This is a genomic window from Dactylosporangium sp. NBC_01737 (assembly GCF_035963215.1).
Lineage (GTDB): Bacteria > Actinomycetota > Actinomycetes > Mycobacteriales > Micromonosporaceae > Dactylosporangium.
The window spans coordinates 8861837-8877583 of record NZ_CP109153.1 but is presented as its reverse complement, the minus strand read 5'-3'; the positions used below and the strand labels follow the sequence as shown (position 1 = coordinate 8877583).

At 72.2% G+C, this 15747-nt stretch carries 19 protein-coding genes, 1 pseudogene and 1 riboswitch; of the genes and pseudogenes, 14 read left to right on the top strand and 6 right to left on the bottom strand.

Annotation, left to right across the window (positions count from 1 at the left end; genetic code table 11):
* Positions 1 to 6: 6 nt before the first annotated feature.
* Positions 7 to 101: riboswitch (glycine riboswitch) on the bottom strand.
* 102 nt (positions 102 to 203) lie between these two features.
* The 3 genes from OHA72_RS40365 to OHA72_RS40355 all read right to left on the bottom strand — a co-directional run bounded on the left by OHA72_RS40365 (position 204) and on the right by OHA72_RS40355 (position 2907).
* Positions 204 to 1274, bottom strand: coding sequence for a hypothetical protein (locus OHA72_RS40365; RefSeq protein WP_327001352.1), 1071 nt, complete (start codon positions 1272 to 1274; stop codon positions 204 to 206).
* A gap of 136 nt (positions 1275 to 1410) precedes the next feature.
* A complete protein-coding gene (locus OHA72_RS40360; protein WP_327001351.1) occupies positions 1411 to 1821 on the bottom strand; it encodes a hypothetical protein in 411 nt (136 codons plus the stop codon).
* A gap of 195 nt (positions 1822 to 2016) precedes the next feature.
* Positions 2017 to 2907, bottom strand: a complete 891-nt coding sequence (locus OHA72_RS40355) for a dihydrodipicolinate synthase family protein (RefSeq protein ID WP_327001350.1) — start codon at positions 2905 to 2907, stop codon at positions 2017 to 2019.
* 71 nt (positions 2908 to 2978) lie between these two features.
* Between OHA72_RS40355 and OHA72_RS40350 the strand changes: the two are divergent.
* From OHA72_RS40350 to OHA72_RS40330, 5 genes and pseudogenes are all read left to right on the top strand, one after another.
* Positions 2979 to 3847: pseudogene (locus OHA72_RS40350) on the top strand (LysR family transcriptional regulator).
* Between the two features lie 90 nt (positions 3848 to 3937).
* On the top strand, positions 3938 to 4351 hold the full coding sequence (locus OHA72_RS40345; protein ID WP_327001349.1) for a DUF1800 family protein: 414 nt from the start codon (positions 3938 to 3940) through the stop codon (positions 4349 to 4351).
* A complete protein-coding gene (locus tag OHA72_RS40340; RefSeq protein WP_327001348.1) occupies positions 4321 to 4977 on the top strand; it encodes a DUF1800 family protein in 657 nt (218 codons plus the stop codon). The genes OHA72_RS40345 and OHA72_RS40340 overlap by 31 nt, the downstream gene beginning before the upstream one ends.
* Positions 4892 to 5110: a hypothetical protein gene (locus tag OHA72_RS40335; RefSeq protein ID WP_327001347.1), complete on the top strand. Its 219-nt coding sequence runs from the start codon at positions 4892 to 4894 to the stop codon at positions 5108 to 5110. The genes OHA72_RS40340 and OHA72_RS40335 overlap by 86 nt, the downstream gene beginning before the upstream one ends.
* An 83-nt stretch (positions 5111 to 5193) precedes the next feature.
* Positions 5194 to 6027, top strand: a complete 834-nt coding sequence (locus OHA72_RS40330) for a PhzF family phenazine biosynthesis protein (protein WP_327001346.1) — start codon at positions 5194 to 5196, stop codon at positions 6025 to 6027.
* A 119-nt stretch (positions 6028 to 6146) separates the two neighbouring features.
* Here the strand turns inward: OHA72_RS40330 and OHA72_RS40325 are convergent, their stop codons facing one another.
* Both OHA72_RS40325 and OHA72_RS40320 read right to left on the bottom strand, forming a co-directional pair.
* Positions 6147 to 6713 (bottom strand): chaplin family protein, encoded by a 567-nt coding sequence (locus tag OHA72_RS40325; protein ID WP_327001345.1) that lies wholly within the window; start codon positions 6711 to 6713, stop codon positions 6147 to 6149.
* 246 nt (positions 6714 to 6959) lie between these two features.
* Positions 6960 to 7550 carry a DedA family protein gene (locus tag OHA72_RS40320; protein WP_327001344.1) on the bottom strand — a complete coding sequence of 197 codons (591 nt, stop codon included), beginning with the start codon at positions 7548 to 7550 and terminating at the stop codon, positions 6960 to 6962.
* A gap of 14 nt (positions 7551 to 7564) precedes the next feature.
* Here OHA72_RS40320 and OHA72_RS40315 point away from each other — a divergent pair, with 14 nt between their 5' ends.
* From OHA72_RS40315 to OHA72_RS40290, 6 genes are all read left to right on the top strand, one after another.
* Positions 7565 to 7945 (top strand): DnaJ family domain-containing protein, encoded by a 381-nt coding sequence (locus OHA72_RS40315; RefSeq protein WP_327001343.1) that lies wholly within the window; start codon positions 7565 to 7567, stop codon positions 7943 to 7945.
* A 73-nt stretch (positions 7946 to 8018) separates the two neighbouring features.
* Positions 8019 to 9248 carry an ROK family transcriptional regulator gene (locus OHA72_RS40310; RefSeq protein ID WP_327001342.1) on the top strand — a complete coding sequence of 410 codons (1230 nt, stop codon included), beginning with the start codon at positions 8019 to 8021 and terminating at the stop codon, positions 9246 to 9248.
* 46 nt (positions 9249 to 9294) lie between these two features.
* Positions 9295 to 10596 carry an ABC transporter substrate-binding protein gene (locus tag OHA72_RS40305; RefSeq protein ID WP_327001341.1) on the top strand — a complete coding sequence of 434 codons (1302 nt, stop codon included), beginning with the start codon at positions 9295 to 9297 and terminating at the stop codon, positions 10594 to 10596.
* Between the two features lies 1 nt (position 10597).
* Entirely contained in the window at positions 10598 to 11509 is a 912-nt protein-coding gene (locus OHA72_RS40300) for a carbohydrate ABC transporter permease (RefSeq protein WP_327001340.1), read from the top strand.
* Positions 11510 to 11591: 82 nt separating this feature from the next.
* Positions 11592 to 12413, top strand: a complete 822-nt coding sequence (locus tag OHA72_RS40295) for a carbohydrate ABC transporter permease (protein WP_327001339.1) — start codon at positions 11592 to 11594, stop codon at positions 12411 to 12413.
* On the top strand, positions 12410 to 13651 hold the full coding sequence (locus tag OHA72_RS40290) for a 6-phospho-beta-glucosidase (protein ID WP_327001338.1): 1242 nt from the start codon (positions 12410 to 12412) through the stop codon (positions 13649 to 13651). The genes OHA72_RS40295 and OHA72_RS40290 overlap by 4 nt, the downstream gene beginning before the upstream one ends.
* An 88-nt stretch (positions 13652 to 13739) precedes the next feature.
* On the opposite strand, the gene OHA72_RS40285 is transcribed toward OHA72_RS40290, so the two are convergent.
* Positions 13740 to 14144, bottom strand: a complete 405-nt coding sequence (locus OHA72_RS40285) for a hypothetical protein (protein WP_327001337.1) — start codon at positions 14142 to 14144, stop codon at positions 13740 to 13742.
* 3 nt (positions 14145 to 14147) lie between these two features.
* Between OHA72_RS40285 and OHA72_RS40280 the strand changes: the two genes are divergently transcribed.
* From OHA72_RS40280 to OHA72_RS40270, 3 genes are all read left to right on the top strand, one after another.
* Positions 14148 to 14627: a hypothetical protein gene (locus OHA72_RS40280; RefSeq protein ID WP_327001336.1), complete on the top strand. Its 480-nt coding sequence runs from the start codon at positions 14148 to 14150 to the stop codon at positions 14625 to 14627.
* A 111-nt stretch (positions 14628 to 14738) separates the two neighbouring features.
* On the top strand, positions 14739 to 15077 hold the full coding sequence (locus OHA72_RS40275; RefSeq protein ID WP_327001335.1) for a hypothetical protein: 339 nt from the start codon (positions 14739 to 14741) through the stop codon (positions 15075 to 15077).
* 122 nt (positions 15078 to 15199) lie between these two features.
* Positions 15200 to 15742 (top strand): TetR/AcrR family transcriptional regulator, encoded by a 543-nt coding sequence (locus OHA72_RS40270; RefSeq protein WP_327001334.1) that lies wholly within the window; start codon positions 15200 to 15202, stop codon positions 15740 to 15742.
* Positions 15743 to 15747 lie beyond the last annotated feature (5 nt).

Genomic DNA, 15747 nt, shown 5'->3' with positions numbered 1-15747 from the left:
AGGTGCCAACCCGTCGCGGTCCTTCTGCCTGAGAGGTTCCGGGGAGGATTTGCCCCTTCGGCGCCGTCCTGGCTGCAGACGATCTCTCCCGCGCGGGTATTGCCGGCACGCCCAATCTACCAACTGCCGCGAATCTGACCATGGTCGCGACCGCGTGGTCGACGCCACAGCCGCTAACGCGTCCTAGGATGCTAGGTTGAACCTCATGGGCGGCAGCGGGCGGAGTTGGCCTCCACCATCAGCAGCGAGCCGTCGACCGCCTCGAAGTCCTTGCCGGTGAGGCCCTTCAGGGCGTTGAGCTGGCCGTTGTTCCACTTGTCGTCCTGGGTGCCGGAGAAGAACCACGGCGATCCGTTGTCGGCGAGGATCGCGCCGTACTGCTTGAGCGCCTGCGCGACCACCCGGGCCTGCGCGGGAAACTTCGAGATGTCCACCGACGCCTTCAGGCGGAACCGGGCGCCCATCGGCGGCAGGGCCGCGTCGGTCGAGCTCGAGGCGGCGTGCCGGGCCGGCCACACGTAGGACTTGCGGGTCTTCGGCGCGGTGAAGCGGATCGCGTGGTCGATCCGCCCGGCCGCGACCTCCTCGGCGCGCGGCAGCCCGGCGAGGACCGACAGCCCGGCCGCGTCGGCGGACGTCCAGCCGGCCTTGCGCAGGTCGTTGCGGCGCAGGTCGAACACGGCACCCGACCCGGCCTTCCAGGAGCCGTCACCGTTCGGGTGGGCGTCGTAGAGCTCGTAGGCCTTGCACGCCGCGGTGTCGTGGACGATGACGTGCCGGTCCCCGTCGGCGTTCGCCCCGCCCTCGATGCGGGCGTTGCGCGGAACCGGGTAGGGGCCCTTGTCGCTCTCGTCGGCGTAGTCGAAGGTGACCTTCACCGAGGCCTGGCCGGCCCCGACGGTGGTGACCGGGATGCCGAACGGCGCGCCGTCGATGAGCCCGGCGCCGAAGTCGGGATGGGCATGCGCGGCGGCGCCGATGCTGTTGACCCAGGCGGCCGAGTCACGGTGGACCGGCAGCTTCGACACGTCGGCGTGCCAGACGTTGTCGGCGGGGAAGATCGTGCAGCCCGCCTGGGGGGCGCCCGACGACACAGGCGACGTGGCACCGGACGACTGCAGACCCGCGGACTCCGGAGGGGCACCCGACGTCGAGGCCGACAGGCCCGCGGCCGGGGCGGCGCCGGACCCGCCGGACGAGCTGCAACCGCTCACACCCGCGCCCGCACTCATCGCGAACGCCACCATGACCGCCAGCGCGGCACTGCGCCTCATGATCCTCCTCGGGTCGGCCCCCGATCCTCGCGGACCAGCCGGGACGATACCCGCACCCACTGTCCGACCGCGCCGGGGCGGCAACGGCGAAGCCGGCCAGCTGCGGGGCTGACCGGCTTCGGGGTGGTGCGGAAGCTCAGTTGGAGGCGACGCCGAGCTCGCCCGCACCGCCGCCGGTGTGCAGCTCGGTGGCGGAGGCGAACGACGAGTCCAGCTGGTGCTGGAGGGCGTCGAGCTGGCCGAACTCCGAGGCGTGCGAGGACTCCGAGCCCTCGGCGGCGAAGATGTGGTCGGCCTCGGCCTCGCTGTGGTCGTAGGAGGTGAAGTCCGACTCCTCGTAGTGCTCGCCCGACGGGTTCGAGTACTCCACGTGGTGGCCCTGGTCGAAGCTGGTGGACTCGGCCGAGGCGTGGTCCTGCTCGTACACGCCGAACTGCGAGTTGTAGTCGTTCTCGCTGCCCTCAACCTGGTGGAGCTGGTCCAGCGACTCGTGCTCCTGACCCGCCTCGACGTGGCCGTAGTCGGCGCCGGTGTCGAAGTCGCTCATGGGATTTCCCCCTCAGTTGCTAACACTTGGTGACGCCATCGACGGTACGGGCTGTCCAGCAGGGCGGAATCCTCCGAACGTGCCACCGTGACAAGCTGGTCGAACCGTCCGGTATGTGATCGCGTGGGGCAAGCGCGCCATCGACCCCGGTGGGTGATCACGACGTGACGATGCATCGATGTCCGGTGCGTGCGCTCACCCGGACGTGGCGAGCGCCGCGACACGATCGAGGGCCCGCAGCGCCGCGGTCGTCGCCGGTGCGGAGGCGGGCAGCAGCGGCAGCCGCACCGACGGGGTCGGGATCCGGCCGGTCGCGTGCAGCACGGCCTTGATGACGGCCGGGTTCGGCTCGGCGAACAGCGCCGCGGACACCGCCGCGAGCCTGGGGCCCAGGTCCCGGGCGGAGGCGGCGGCGCCGGAGCGCCACGCGTCGGACAGGGCCACGAACGAACCCGTCGCCACGTGCGCCGAGGCCAGGATGCCGCCGGCGGCGCCGAGGGCGAGCAGCGGCGCGATGACCGCGTCGTCGCCGCCGAGCACCGAGAACCCGGGCGGCAGCGCGCCGAGGAACGCGACGGTGTCGCCGCTGATCGCGCCGTCGGACAGCTTCATCCCCACCACGTTCGGGATCGCCGCGATCTCCAGCAGCGACGCCACGTCCAGGCTCTGCCCGGTCCGGTACGGCACGTGGTAGACCACGACCGGCACCGGCGAGGCGGCGGCGACGGCCCGCAGGTGTGCCAGGACCCCGGCGGCGCCCGGGCGGGTGTAGGGCGGCACGACCACCATCGCCACGTCGCCGCGCACGGCACGCACCGCCTCGAGCGTCCCCGCGGTCGAGCTGCCGCCGACGCCGACCAGCAGCGGCACCCGGTGCCGCGCGCAGACCACCCGGCAGGTGTCCACGACCGCCGCCCGCTCCGCCGCGCTCAGCGTCGCCGGCTCCCCCGTGGTGCCCAGCGCGACCAGGCCCGCCGCGCCCTCATCCAGCACGCGCCGGGCCAGCGACGACAGTGCCTCGAGGACGACCGACCCGTCGGCGTCGAACGGTGTCACCAGTGGCACGAAGATCCCCGAAAGCTCCATGCCGTCCAGCGTCACGCGAGCCGAGCGGAAGGTCCAGTTCACATTCGTACCGGCGAGCATAAGCTGACCTGATGCTCGACGTGCGCAAGCTGCGCCTCCTGCGCGACCTCGCCGGCCGCGGCACCATCGCCGCGGTGGCCGCCGCCCACAACTACACGCCGTCGGCGGTGTCGCAGCAGCTCGCCGCGCTGGAACGGGAGGCGGGCACGCCGCTGCTGGCCCGCACCGGCCGCGGCGTCACCCTCACCCCGCCGGCGCGGTCCTGGCCGCGCACGCCGAGGAGGTCCTCGCCGCGCTGGAGCGGGCCACCGCCGCCCTCGCCGCGACCTGCACCGGCCTGTCCGGGCCGCTGCGCATCGGCGCGTTCCCGACCGCGATGCGGACCCTGCTGCCCGCCGCGCTCGCCTCGCTGGCCCGGGAGCACCCGGCGCTCGACCTCACCGTCGACGAGCTCGACCCGGCGCTGGTGCCGGCCCGGCTGCGCGACGGCACCCTCGACGTCGCGCTCGTGCACGACTACGACCTCGTCCCGATCGCCCCCGACCCCGCCCTGGACACCGCGCCGCTGCTGGACGAGACGATGTACCTGGCCGCGACCCGCCCCTTGGACCTGGCCGGCTGCCGCGACGAGCGGTGGATCCTGGCCGGGCCCGGCACCCTGTGCCACACGATGACGGTCCGGGCCTGCGAGGCCGAGGGGTTCCTCCCCCGCGCCCGGCACCACGCCGACGACTTCGTGACCGTGCTCGCCCTCGTCGCCGCCGGCCAGGGCGTCGCCGTCGTGCCGGAGCTCGCGCTGCGCCCGCCGGCGGTGCCGGAGGGCGTGGTGCTCACCGCGTTGCGGACCAGGCGCAGGACCCGGTTCGCGTACCGGGCCGGGACCGCCGCCCACCTGTCCATCGCCGCGTTCGCCGCCGCGGTGCGCAGCGCCACGCAGTGACGGCCGGACCGGCGCACGCCCCGGTGCGGAGCGGGTGCCGGGCGGGAGCGTGACGGCCGTCGTCGTCAGACCGGGCCCGGCGGTGTCGACGTGGGTCGGCGTGACCGCCTTCACCTCGCAGGACCGGCGCTGCACCTGCTGCGCCGAGCCACCTACGGACCGACCCCCGCCACCGAGGCCGAGCTGCGCGGCATCGGCGTCACCGCCTGGCTGGACCGGCAGCTCAACCCCGCCGCCGTCGACGACGCCGCGTGCGACGCGCTGCTCACCCGGTACCCCCTGATCGGCCTGGACATCGGCGGCATCCGGGCGAAGGTCAAGGCCGGCACCATGAAGTTCGGTGCCTGGGACGCCATGCAGCAGCTGGGATCCGCGGCCGTCGCCCGGGCCGCGTGGAGCAGGCGGCAGCTGCTCGAGGTCATGGTCGACGTGTGGTCCAACCACCTCAACGTCACCTGCCCGACCGGCGAGGTGTGGGACAGCCGCCTGCCTACGACGTGCTGATCCGCAGGCACGCGCTCGGCCGGTTCGCCGACCTGCTCAAGGCGACCGCCACCGCCCCGGCGATGCTGTCCTACCTGGACAACCGCACCTCCACGAAGGCGAAGCCGAACGAGAACTACGCGCGTGAACTCATGGAGCTGCACACCGTCGGGCTGATCTACACCGAGGCCGACGTGAAGGACGCCGCGCGGCTGCTCACCGGCCTCACCGTCGACAAGACCACCGGCACGTACAAGTTCGACGCCAACCGGCACGCGACCGGTACCCCGTACACCGGCGACACCGTCGTCGTGCTGTCGCTGCGCGGCGGGTTCGACGGGCTGTCCGCCGTCGTGCCGATCGGCGACCCCGATTACTACACGGCCCGCCCCACGATCGCCGTGCCGAAGGCGTCGGTGATCGCCGGTGACGGGACCTTCGGCCTGCACCCCGCGTTCGCGCCGCTGCTGGCCCGCTGGAAGGCCGGCACGTTCGGCGCGGTCCAGGCCGTCGGCCAGCCCAAACGGCTCCCGCGGCGTCGACCACGGCAACGGCAACGCCATGCTGCTGCTCGGCGGCGGGGTCCGCGGCGGCCGCGTCCACGGCACCTGGCCGGGCCTGGCACCGGCGAGGCTGACCGCCGGTGACCTGGCCACCACGACGGACTACCGGTCGGTGATCGGGGAGATCCTGCAGCGCCGCTGCGGTCTCGGCTCGCTCGCCGAGGTGTTTCCCAACGTCACCCCGTCCTCGTTCGGCCTGGTCGCGGCCCGCGCCTGAACCCGGCACAGTGGCACCGCCCACAACCACCCGAGGCGGATTGGACCGCGCCGCCGGGCCGGGGCGGGCCTAGCGTCGAAGGCATGGAAATCCTTCGGTACAGCGCGTTCACCACAGACCCCAAGGGCGGCAACCCTGCCGGGGTGGTGCTCGACGCCGCCGGCCTCGACGACGCCGCGATGCAGGCGGTCGCCGCCGACGTCGGGTACTCGGAGACCGCGTTCCTGTTCCACGAGCCGGACGGCATCGCCGTGCGGTACTTCAGCCCGCTGGCGGAAGTGCCGTTCTGCGGCCACGCCACGATCGCGACCGCCGCCGCGTACGCGGAACGCTTCGGGCTCGGGCCGCTGCGGCTGCGCTCGCAGGTCGGCACGATCGAGGTGGAGACGCGGGTCGGCGTGGACGGGCTGACCGCGACCCTGCGCAGCGTGCCGCCGCACACCGAGCCGATCGACGCCGACGCCCTCGACGCGCTGCTGCGGGCGCTGCGCTGGAACGCCACCGACCTGGATCCGGCGCTGCCGGTGCGGGTGGCGTACGCGGGCGCCCGCCACCCGATCGTCGCCGCCGCCACCCGGGCCCGCCTCGCGGACCTCGATTACGACGTGCCGGCGCTCACCGCCCTGATGGCCCGGCACGACTGGACCACGATCGACCTGGTGTGGCGGGAGTCCGCGACGGTCTTCCACGCCCGCAACCCGTTCCCGCCCGGCGGGGTCTACGAGGACCCGGCGACCGGCGCGGCGGCCGCCGCGTTCGGCGGCTACCTGCGCGAGCTCGGGCTCGTCGAGGTCCCCGCGACGCTGCGCATCCACCAGGGTGACGACCTCGGCCGGCCCAGCCTCGTCACGGTCGAGCTGGACGCGGATCCGGCGAGCGGCGTGGCCGTCACCGGCACCGCCGTGCCGATCGGATAACACCCGGAGACGCCGGAAGCGTTGGCCGGTGCACCGCGGGGAGGGCTGATCCAACCGCGGACATCGGCCAACGCTCTACGAGGCGAGGCAGGCGGTGCCTCTGCGTACCAACTGACGGGTCAGCAGCTCGACGCGAAGCCGATCACGGCGATCGAGTTGCAGGACACGTTGATCGGCACCTGCACGGTGGTCGAGGTCTGGTTGCCGTTGCCGAAGCCGACGTTGTAGCCGGTGGTCCAGTTGCCGCCGTTGTTGTTGTACGCGTACGCGCCGCCGCCACCGTTGCTGCCGTTGGAGTTGCCGTACGAATTGTTGTGGTAGTACGAGTTGTTGTTGCCGTACGAGTTGCTGTTCGCGCTGTGCTTCTTGTGCTTCTTCTTGTGGCTGGTGGCGTTCGTGTTGCCGTTACCGTTGCCGTTGGAGTTGCCGGCACCGCTGTAGCTGCCGCCGCTGCCGTTGTAGGCGTAGGCGCCACCGGAGCAGTTGGCGTTCGCGAAGCCGACGATCGCCACTGCGTTGCCGCAGATGTTCACCGGCACCTGGACCGTGGTCGAGGTCTGGTTGCCGTTGCCGAACCCGACATTGGGTCCACTGATCCAGTCGGCGTGCGCGGCGGTGCCGGTGAGCGCGAGGCCACCCAAGGACAGCGCGGCGATCTGCACCGACCGGATGAGCCAGCGATTCATGATGACGACCTTTCGACGAGTTTTCGACGGGTGAACGTCCGTCGCGACCCCCACTTAACCCCGAAATGCGAGCGCTGGACGGATATTTCACGAAAAACAGTCACGCAATGCACCCGGAAGGTTACGTAATGTAGTCGCCTCCGGCGTGGCGCCGACGGGTCAGCGACGACGATCGATCATCGCGATCCTCGGACCCGTGCCCCCGGACGGCCGGCGCGAGCAGGCCGACGACGCCTGCCGGCCCGGTCAGGAGGTGACGCGGCGGCGACGGCGCCAGACGTACACCAGCAGCAACGAGACCAGCAGCACCCCGGCCCCGACGAGCGCGGGCGTCTCATAGCGGCGCAGGAGGGCGTGCAAGCGGTCCAGGTTGCCGCCGGCCAGCGCGCCGACCGACACCCACAACGCCGTCCACAGCGCCCCGCCGATCGCGTCGCGGACCGCGTACTGGCGCCAGGGCAGGGCCATCGCGCCGGCGATGAGGCCGTTGGTCTGGCGCAGGCCGTCGATGAATCTGGCCACGACCACGATGTTGCGGCCGCGGCGGGCGAAGAAGTCCTCGGCGCGGGTCAGCCGCGGCTCGGTCAGCCCGACCCGCCGGCCCCACCGCAGGATCACCGGACGACCGGCGCGGCGGCCGAGCCAGAAGCCGAGGTTGTCGCCGGCGACCGCCGCGGCGAAGGTGACCGCGACGACCAGCGGCAGGCTCATCGAGCCGTGCCCGGCGAGCACCGCGGCCGCCACCACCACGCTCACCGCCGGGGTGGGGATGCCGATCCCCTCCAGCAGCACGAGCAGTGCGAGGGCGGGATAGCCGTAGCGCTCCAGTTGCTCCACCGGACAATGAGATCATGTCGAGTTGGTACGAGTCGCACATCGACCGGCAGATCCGGGAGGCGCAGGAGGCCGGGCAGTTCGACGACCTGCCGGGCGCCGGGAAGCCGCTGCCGGACCGCGGTGAGCTCTATGACGAGGACTGGTGGATCCGCGACCTCGCCCGCCGGCAGGGGCTGCCGGGTGGGGTCCCGCCGACGCTGCGGCTGCGCCGCGAGGTCGAGGACCTGCCGTCGCTGCTGCCGACGCTGCGCACCGAGGAACGGGTGCGGGCGGTGGTCGCGGACCTGAACACCCGCATTGAGCAGGCCCGGCGCGGGCTCCTCGAGGGCCCGGCGACGATCCTGCCGGCATTGGACGCGGAGGCGGTTGTGCGCGACTGGCGAACCGGCCGTTGACACGACGGCGTGACGCCGCTTACGTTCTCCACAACTGTTAGTCAGTTTGCCTATTAGTTGGCGGAGGCAGCAAATGCCGCTCGGGGGATCCTCGAAGCTGCTCAAGGCGCTCAACGAGGCGGCCGCGCTCGGGCATCTGCTCGACCACGGCCAGCTCACCCGGGCCGAGCTGCGCACGCTGACGGGCCTGTCCAAGCCGACGATCTCCGAGGCGGTCCGGCGGCTCGCGGACGCCGACCTGGTCGTCGGCGCCGGACACGAGACCGGCCGGCCCGGCCCCAACGCGGAGGTGTACGCGGTCAACCCCGACGCCGCGTACGCCGTCGCCATGTCGGTGCGTGACGGCACACCGTCGCTGACCGCGTCGCTGCACGACCTGCGCGGCGTCCAGCGGGCCAGGCTCGCCCTCCCCGTCGACTTCGCCAACACCGACCCGGCCACCGCGGTCGGCGGGACCATCGACGCGCTGTGCGCGGCCGCCGGGGTCGGCCGTGGCCCGGTCGCGCACGTCCAGCTCGCCGTGGCGGGCGCGTTCGACCCCCGGGACCGGGTCATCCACCACGTCGACGTGCCCGGCTGGAGCCGCCGCGGCCTCGTCGACGACCTCGCCACGGCGGCCGGCGTACCGGTGGAGGTCGACAACGACGTCAACCTCGCCGCGCTCGCCGAACGCGCCCACGGCGCCGCGCAGCGCCTGCCGGACGACGACGGGTTCGTGCTGCTGTGGCTCGGCGAGGGCGGCCTCGGTCTGGCCATCGACCTTGGCGGCGGGAAGCTGCTGCGCGGCGCCCGGGGCGGCGCCGGCGAGATCGGCTACATGCCGGTCGCCGCCGACGGCGCCCGCGACTTCCATGACCTGGTCAGCGGCGACGCCGTGCGGACCCTCGCCGCCGAGCGGGGCGTGCCGCTCACCGACAGCGCGTGCTGCGCGAGCTGGCCGGGCGCATCGTGCTCGGCCTCGCCGCGGTCGTCGCGGTGCTCGACCCACCCTCGTCGTGCTCGGCGGGGAGATCGGCCGGGCCGGCGGAGGCGCGCTCGGCGAGGCGGTCGCGAAGGCGATGTCGCGGGCGGCGCCGCTGGAGACCGAGATCGCCGTGAGCACCGTCGAGGACGACGCTCCCCTGCTGGGCGCCGCGGACGCCGCGCTGTCCGCCGTGCGGCAGGCCCTGCTGGACACCCTGCGGCAGCCGGGCGTCTAGCCACCGGACCGCGGACGTCGGCCGATCTGGCGGCATCGACCGACGTCCGCGCGCTACCCCATCACGATCCCCCATGCAAATCACGTTGGTCAATACGTTGTTGACCGGCGATCTCCGCGTGCCCCTGTTCCGACCCCCAGGAGGAACCCCTTGCGTCGCATCGTCCCTCTCCTAGCGGTGGCCCTGCTGGCCACCGCCTGCACCCCCGGCCCGAAGGACAAGCCGATCGCCGACCCCGGCGCCGACGTCTCCGGCACCGTGGAGTTCTGGCACTTCTTCACCGACCGTGAGGCCACCGCGATCGACGCGGTCGTCGCGGACTTCCAGGCGTCCCACCCGAAGATCAAGGTCGTGGTCAAGTCCGGCCAGGACGACTCGAAGATGACCCAGGCGATCGGCGGCGGGCAGGGCCCCGACGTCGGGCTGTCCTACTCCACCGACATCGTCGGGCAGTTCTGCGCCAGCGGCGCCTGGCTGGACCTCGGCCAGTACCTGACCCGCGACAAGGTGAGCCTCGACGGCTTCCCCCAGACCGTCAAGGAGTACACCCAGTACAAGAACAAGCGCTGCGCGATGCCGGTCCTCGCCGACGCGTACGGGCTCTACTACAACAAGAAGCTGTTCTCCGAGGCCGGGATCGCCGGCCCGCCGAAGACCCTGGAGGAGTTCACCGACGCGGCGAAGAAGCTCACCAAGCGCTCCGCCGACGGCACCATCCAGACCGCCGGGTTCCTGCCGCTGTGGGGCTTCTACGAGAACTCCCCGTCGCACCTCGGGCCGATGGTCGGCGGGCAGTGGCTCAAGGGCGACGGAACGTCCGCGATCGGCGGCGACCCTGCCTGGCAGACGCTGCTGAAGTGGCAGAAGGACCTCGTCGACTGGTACGGCTACGACAAGCTGGAGGCCTTCCGCGCCTCCCTCGGCGACGAGTACTCCGACGCGAACGCCTTCCAGAAGGGCCAGGTCGCGATGAACTTCGACGGCGAGTACCGCATCGCGTTCGCCAAGGACCAGGCGCCGGACCTGCAGTTCGGGGTCGCGCCGATGCCGACGTCCAGCCCGGAGCGCTACGGCTCCGGCTACGTCACCGGCAACGTCATCGGCATCTCCCGCACCGCGAAGAACCCCGAGGCGGCGTGGGAGCTCATCAAGTACCTCACGACCGACACCAAGGCGATCGTCAAGCTCGCCAACACCCTCAAGAACATCCCGTCCACCAAGGAGGCGCTCGCCTCGCCGGACCTGCACCTCGACGCGGAGTTCAAGGTGTTCGTGGACATCTTCAACCACCCGAAGACCGCCACCACGCCGCCGTCGTCGGCCGGGCCGGCGTACCAGGAGACGTTCCAGACGTTCTGCGACACGTGGCAGAGCGGCGGCGCCGCCGACCTCGGCAAGGGACTGTCCGAAGTGGACAAGCAGGTCAACTCGCTGCTGCAGCTGGGCGGGTAGCGTGCACCACAAGCTCCGCCACGCGCTGACCGTCGCCTCGTTCATGGCGCCGGCGACGGTCGGCATCGTGGTCTTCTTCCTGTATCCGCTGCTGTCCGCGGTCTACTTCTCCTTCACGAAGTTCGACCTGCTCAGCACCCCGGAATGGGTCGGGCTGCGCAACTACCGGCACCTGTTCGACGACCCGTTCCTGACCCGCGCCGCCACCAACACGCTGTGGCTGTGCGCGATCCTCGTCCCGGCCCGCATGATCGGCGGCCTGGCCACCGCGATGCTGCTCACCTCCGTGAAGCGCGGCGCCGGGATCGTCCGCACGATCTTCTACCTGCCGGCTCTGGCACCGCCGGTCGCCGCCACCCTCGCCTTCGTGTACCTGCTCAAACCCGGGGTCGGCCCGGTCAACACCGCCCTGGCGCACGTCGGCATCGACGGGCCCCTGTGGTTCAACTCCCCCGACTGGTCCAAGCCGTCACTGGTGCTGCTGGGCCTGTGGGGCGTCGGCGACGTCATGGTGCTCTACCTGGCGGCGCTGCTGGACGTGCCGCAGGCGCACCTCGAGGCGGCCCAGATCGACGGCGCCAACGCGTGGCAGCGCTTCCGGCACGTGACGCTGCCGCACGTCTCGCCCGTCGTGGTGTTCACCGCCGTCATCGGGGTCATCACGACCCTGCAGTACTTCGCACAGGCGGCGGTCGCCGCGTCCGCCGCCAGCGGGCAGGCCACCGTCGGCGCCGGGATCTCCTCCACCTTCGGCTACCCCGAGGGCTCCACGTTCACCTACCCGCTGTGGCTGTACGTCGTGGGCTTCCGCTACGGCGCCCTCGGCTACGCCAACGCGATGGCCGTGGTGCTGTTCCTCGTCGCGTTCGCCGTCTCGCTGCTGCTCCTGCGCCGATCCCTGAAGGTGACATGAGCGGGCAGCGCAGCGGCTTGGCCCGCTCATCATGTGACAGGTCGGGTTCAGGCCGACACCGGAGCGCAGCGGAGGTGGCGGCATGAACCGCTGGTTGTTGTGGACGGCCAGGCACAGCCTCACGATCGCGCTGTGCGTCATGTTCGTCGCACCCGTGATCTTCCTGCTGCTGACCTCGCTGATGACCGACTCGCAGGCACTGACCGCGAACTACTGGCCGCGGGAGTGGCGCTTCGCCAACTACGCCGACGTGTTCAGCAAGACGCCGCTGCCGCGGTACCTGCTCAACACCGTGCTCTACTCGGTCGCGGCCACCGCGTTCATGCTGCTGGCGAGCGTCCCCGCCGCGTACGCCCTGGCGAAGCTGCGCTGGCGGGGGCAGGGCGCCTACCTGGTCGTCATCGTCTGCATGATGATGATCCCGCCGCAGGTCACGACGGTGCCGCTGTACCTGATGTGGGCGAACTGGGGCCTCACCGGCACGCTGTGGCCGCTGGTGCTGCCGATGCTGCTGGGCGACGCGTTCTCGATCTTCCTGCTGCGGCAGTTCCTGCTCACCATCCCCGGCGAGTACCTCGACGCGGCCCGCGTCGACGGCTGCGGCGAGTGGCGGACCCTGCTGCGCGTCGTGCTGCCGATGGCGCGACCCGGGATCGCCGCCGCGGCGCTGTTCCAGTTCTTCTACGCCTGGAACGACTACTACGGCCCGCTGCTGTACACCAGCGAGAACGAGCACAACTGGACGCTGTCGCTCGGCCTCGCCTCGTTCAAGACGCTGCATCATGTGCAGTGGAACCTCGTCAGCGCCGCCACCATCCTCACGATGGTGCCCGTCGTGGTGCTGTTCTTCTTCGCCCAGCGCGCCTTCGTGCAAGGTGTCACGTTGACAGGAGTCAAAGGTTGAAAATCGCCGTCGTCGGGGGTGGCTCCACGTACACCCCGGAGCTCATCGACGGGTTCGCGCGGCTCGCCCCGTTCGCCTCGGAGATCGTCCTGCTGGACCCCGCCCAGGAGCGGCTCGACGTCGTCGGGGCGTTCGCGCGGCGGCTCATGGCCGCGCACGGCCACCCGGGGAAGCTGCGGTGGACGTCCGACGTCGACGACGCCCTGGCCGGCGCGGCGACCGTGGTCATCCAGCTGCGCGTCGGCGGGCAGGCGGCCCGCATCAGCGACGAGACGTTCCCCCTGGCCTGCGACTGCGTCGGACAGGAGACGACCGGCGCCGGCGGCCTGGCCAAGGCGCTGCGCACGGTGCCGGTCGTGCTGGACATCGCCCGGCGGGCCGACCCCGGCGCGTGGATCGTCAACTTCACCAACCCCGTCGGGATCGTGACCCGGGCGCTGCTGGACCACGGGTACAAGGCCGCCGGGCTGTGCAACGTGGCGATCGGCTTCCAGCGCCGGTTCGCCGCGACCCTGGGGACCGATCCCGCATCGGTGGTGCTGGACCACGTCGGGCTGAACCACCTGACGTGGGAGCGGGCCGTGTACGTCGACGGCGTCGACCGGCTGCCTGAGCTGCTGTCATCGCATATCTCGGACATCTCGGCCGAGGTCCAGATCCCTTCGGACGTGCTGGCCTCCCTCGGCAACGTGCCGTCGTACTACCTGCGGTACTTCTACTGCCACGACCTCGTGGTCGCCGAGGAGCGCGGTCAGCCGACCCGGGGCGCGAAGGTGTCCGAGATCGAGACCGAGCTGCTGAAGATGTACGCCGACCCCACGCTCACGGTGAAGCCCGAGCTGCTCGGGCAGCGCGGCGGCGCGTTCTACTCCGAAGCGGCCGTCGGGCTGATCGCCTCCTTGCAGCACGACGACGGCGGCATCCACGCCGTCAACGTCCGCAACGACGGCACCATGCCGTTCCTGCCGGACGACGCGGTCATCGAGGTCACCTGCCGCGTCGGCGCCGCCGGCGCCACCCCGCTGCCGGTGACCCCCCTCGCGCCGCACCATCGCGGGCTCGTCGGCGCGGTCAGCGCATACGAGGAGCTCGCCGTCGAGGCGGCCGTGCACGGCGGCCGGGACCGCGTGTACCAGGCGCTGCTCGCCCACCCCCTCGTCGGCCAGCACGCGCAGGCGACCCGGCTCACCGACGACCTGCTCGCCGCGAACCGCGACCACCTCGCGTGGCTCTCGTGACCGCACAGTTGTTCGCCGCGGTCGACGGGGGCAACTCCAAGACCGACGTGGTCCTCGGCGACTCCGACGGCCGGATCCTCGCCCGGATTCACGGACCCACCGTCTCCCCGCACGTCGTCGGGCTGCCGGGCTGCCTGGAGCAGCTCGGCGACCTGGTCCGCCGGGCCCGCGCCGCCGCCGCGATCCCGGCGGCGCTGCCGTTGAGCCGGCTGTCGGCGTACCTCGCCGGCGCCGACCTGCCCGTCGAGGTCGAGCGGCTCGACGCCGGTGTCGCCGGTCTCGGCCTCGCCGAGGCGGTCACCGTCGACAACGACCTGTTCGCGCTGCTGCGCGCCGGCACCGCCGCACCCGACGCGGTCGGCGTCGTCTGCGGCGCCGGGATCAACGCCGCCGGCCGCCGCCGCGACGGGCACACCTCGCGCTTCCCGGCCCTCGGCCAGCTGTCCGGGGACTGGGGCGGCGGCAGCACCTCGCCGCGCTCGCGCTCTACCACGCGGTGCGCGGCGAGGACGGCCGCGGACCCGCCACAGCACTGTCCGAGGCCGTCACCGCCGCGTTCGGCCAGCCCAGCGTGGAGGCGGTCAGCGTCGCGCTGCACCTCGGCGAGGTGCCGGCCGCCCGCCTCGACGAGCTGTGCGAGGTCCTGTTCGCCGTCGCCGCGGCGGGCGACGCGGTCGCGTCGCGGGTCGTCGCGCGGCTCGCCGCCGAGATCGAGGCGCTCGTGCGGGTCGCGGCGGGGCGGTTGTCGCTGCTGGACTCGCCCTACACGGTCGTGCTCGGCGGCGGCGTGCTCACCGCCCGCCACCCGCAGCTGCACGCCGACATCGTGGACCGGCTCGCGGCGCTGTCGCCGCAGGCGACGGTCACGGTGCTCACGTCGCCGCCGGTCGCGGGCGCGGCGCTGCTCGCCCTCGACGCCCTGCACGGCGGCCCCGTCCCCGCCGCGGTGGAGGCCGCCGTCCGCGCCGCCCTCTGAGGCCCGGCCAGGGCAGACAGAACGTATCGACCACCGTTACCGTGCGTGTGAGGTGACGGTGGTACGGAACGGGGGCTCCGGATGAACCGGCGGCGCAGGAGGTGGCCGGTCGTGGCGGCGGGCGCGGTGGTCGTCGCGGCGGCGGTGATGTGGCTGACCCGCCCGCCGGACCTGCCCCGGGTGCCGATCGACATGGTCTTCGTCGCGCCCGGCAGCGGCGAGCGCACCCTCGAGGTCCATCTCAGGTACTCCAGCTGCCAGGAGCTCGTGCGGCTCCATGTCGACGAGACCCTGAACCTGATCCGGATGATCGCCTACGTGCACGACCTGGTCACGTGCGGCACGGTGGACACGACGTCGCAGGTCGTGACCATCCGGCTCGAACTGCCGCTGCGGGGCCGGCTCGTCGTGGACGACACCACGGGCGCCCCGCTGGCCGTCGCGAGCTGACGCCCAGGGCTCAGACCCGGCCGCGAGCCGCCGATGGGTTTGTGAGGTCGGGCACAGAACTGGCCGATCGGTCAGGTTCTGACCGATCGGTCAGGCATGCTGGCCGTCGGAGGTGAGCCCGCATGGTCCGCAACAACACCCGCGACGAGATCCTGTCGGCCGCCGCGCGCCAGTTCGCCGCCGCCGGCTACAAGGGCACGTCGCTGCAGGACATCGCGGCCGAGGTCGGCTGCTCCAAGGCCGCGCTGCTCTACCACTTCGACAGCAAGGACGCGATCCTCACGTCCATGTGCGCGCCGGCCCTCGGCGAGCTGGCGGACCTCGACGTCCGCGTCGCCGCCGCGCCCGACCCGCGCGCCGCCCGCGCGATCGGGATCGAGGGGTTCGTGGATCTCGCGCTGCGCTACCGCAAGGAGATCCAGGTCATCTACGGCGACCTGCCCTACCTGTTGCAGCAGCCCGTCCTGCGGCCGGTGAACGAGCTCACCGAGAAGCTGCTCGCGGCCCTCGCCGGCGGCTCCGGCTCGGCCGCGTCCCGGCTGTCGGCGAAGTTCGTGCTCGCCGGTCTGCCCGCGGTCGTCTTCGCCTGCACCGAGTTCGACGACGCCACCATGCGCTCGGCGCTCATCGCGACCGCCGAGCGCGCGCTGGAACCCCTGCAGTAACCCCT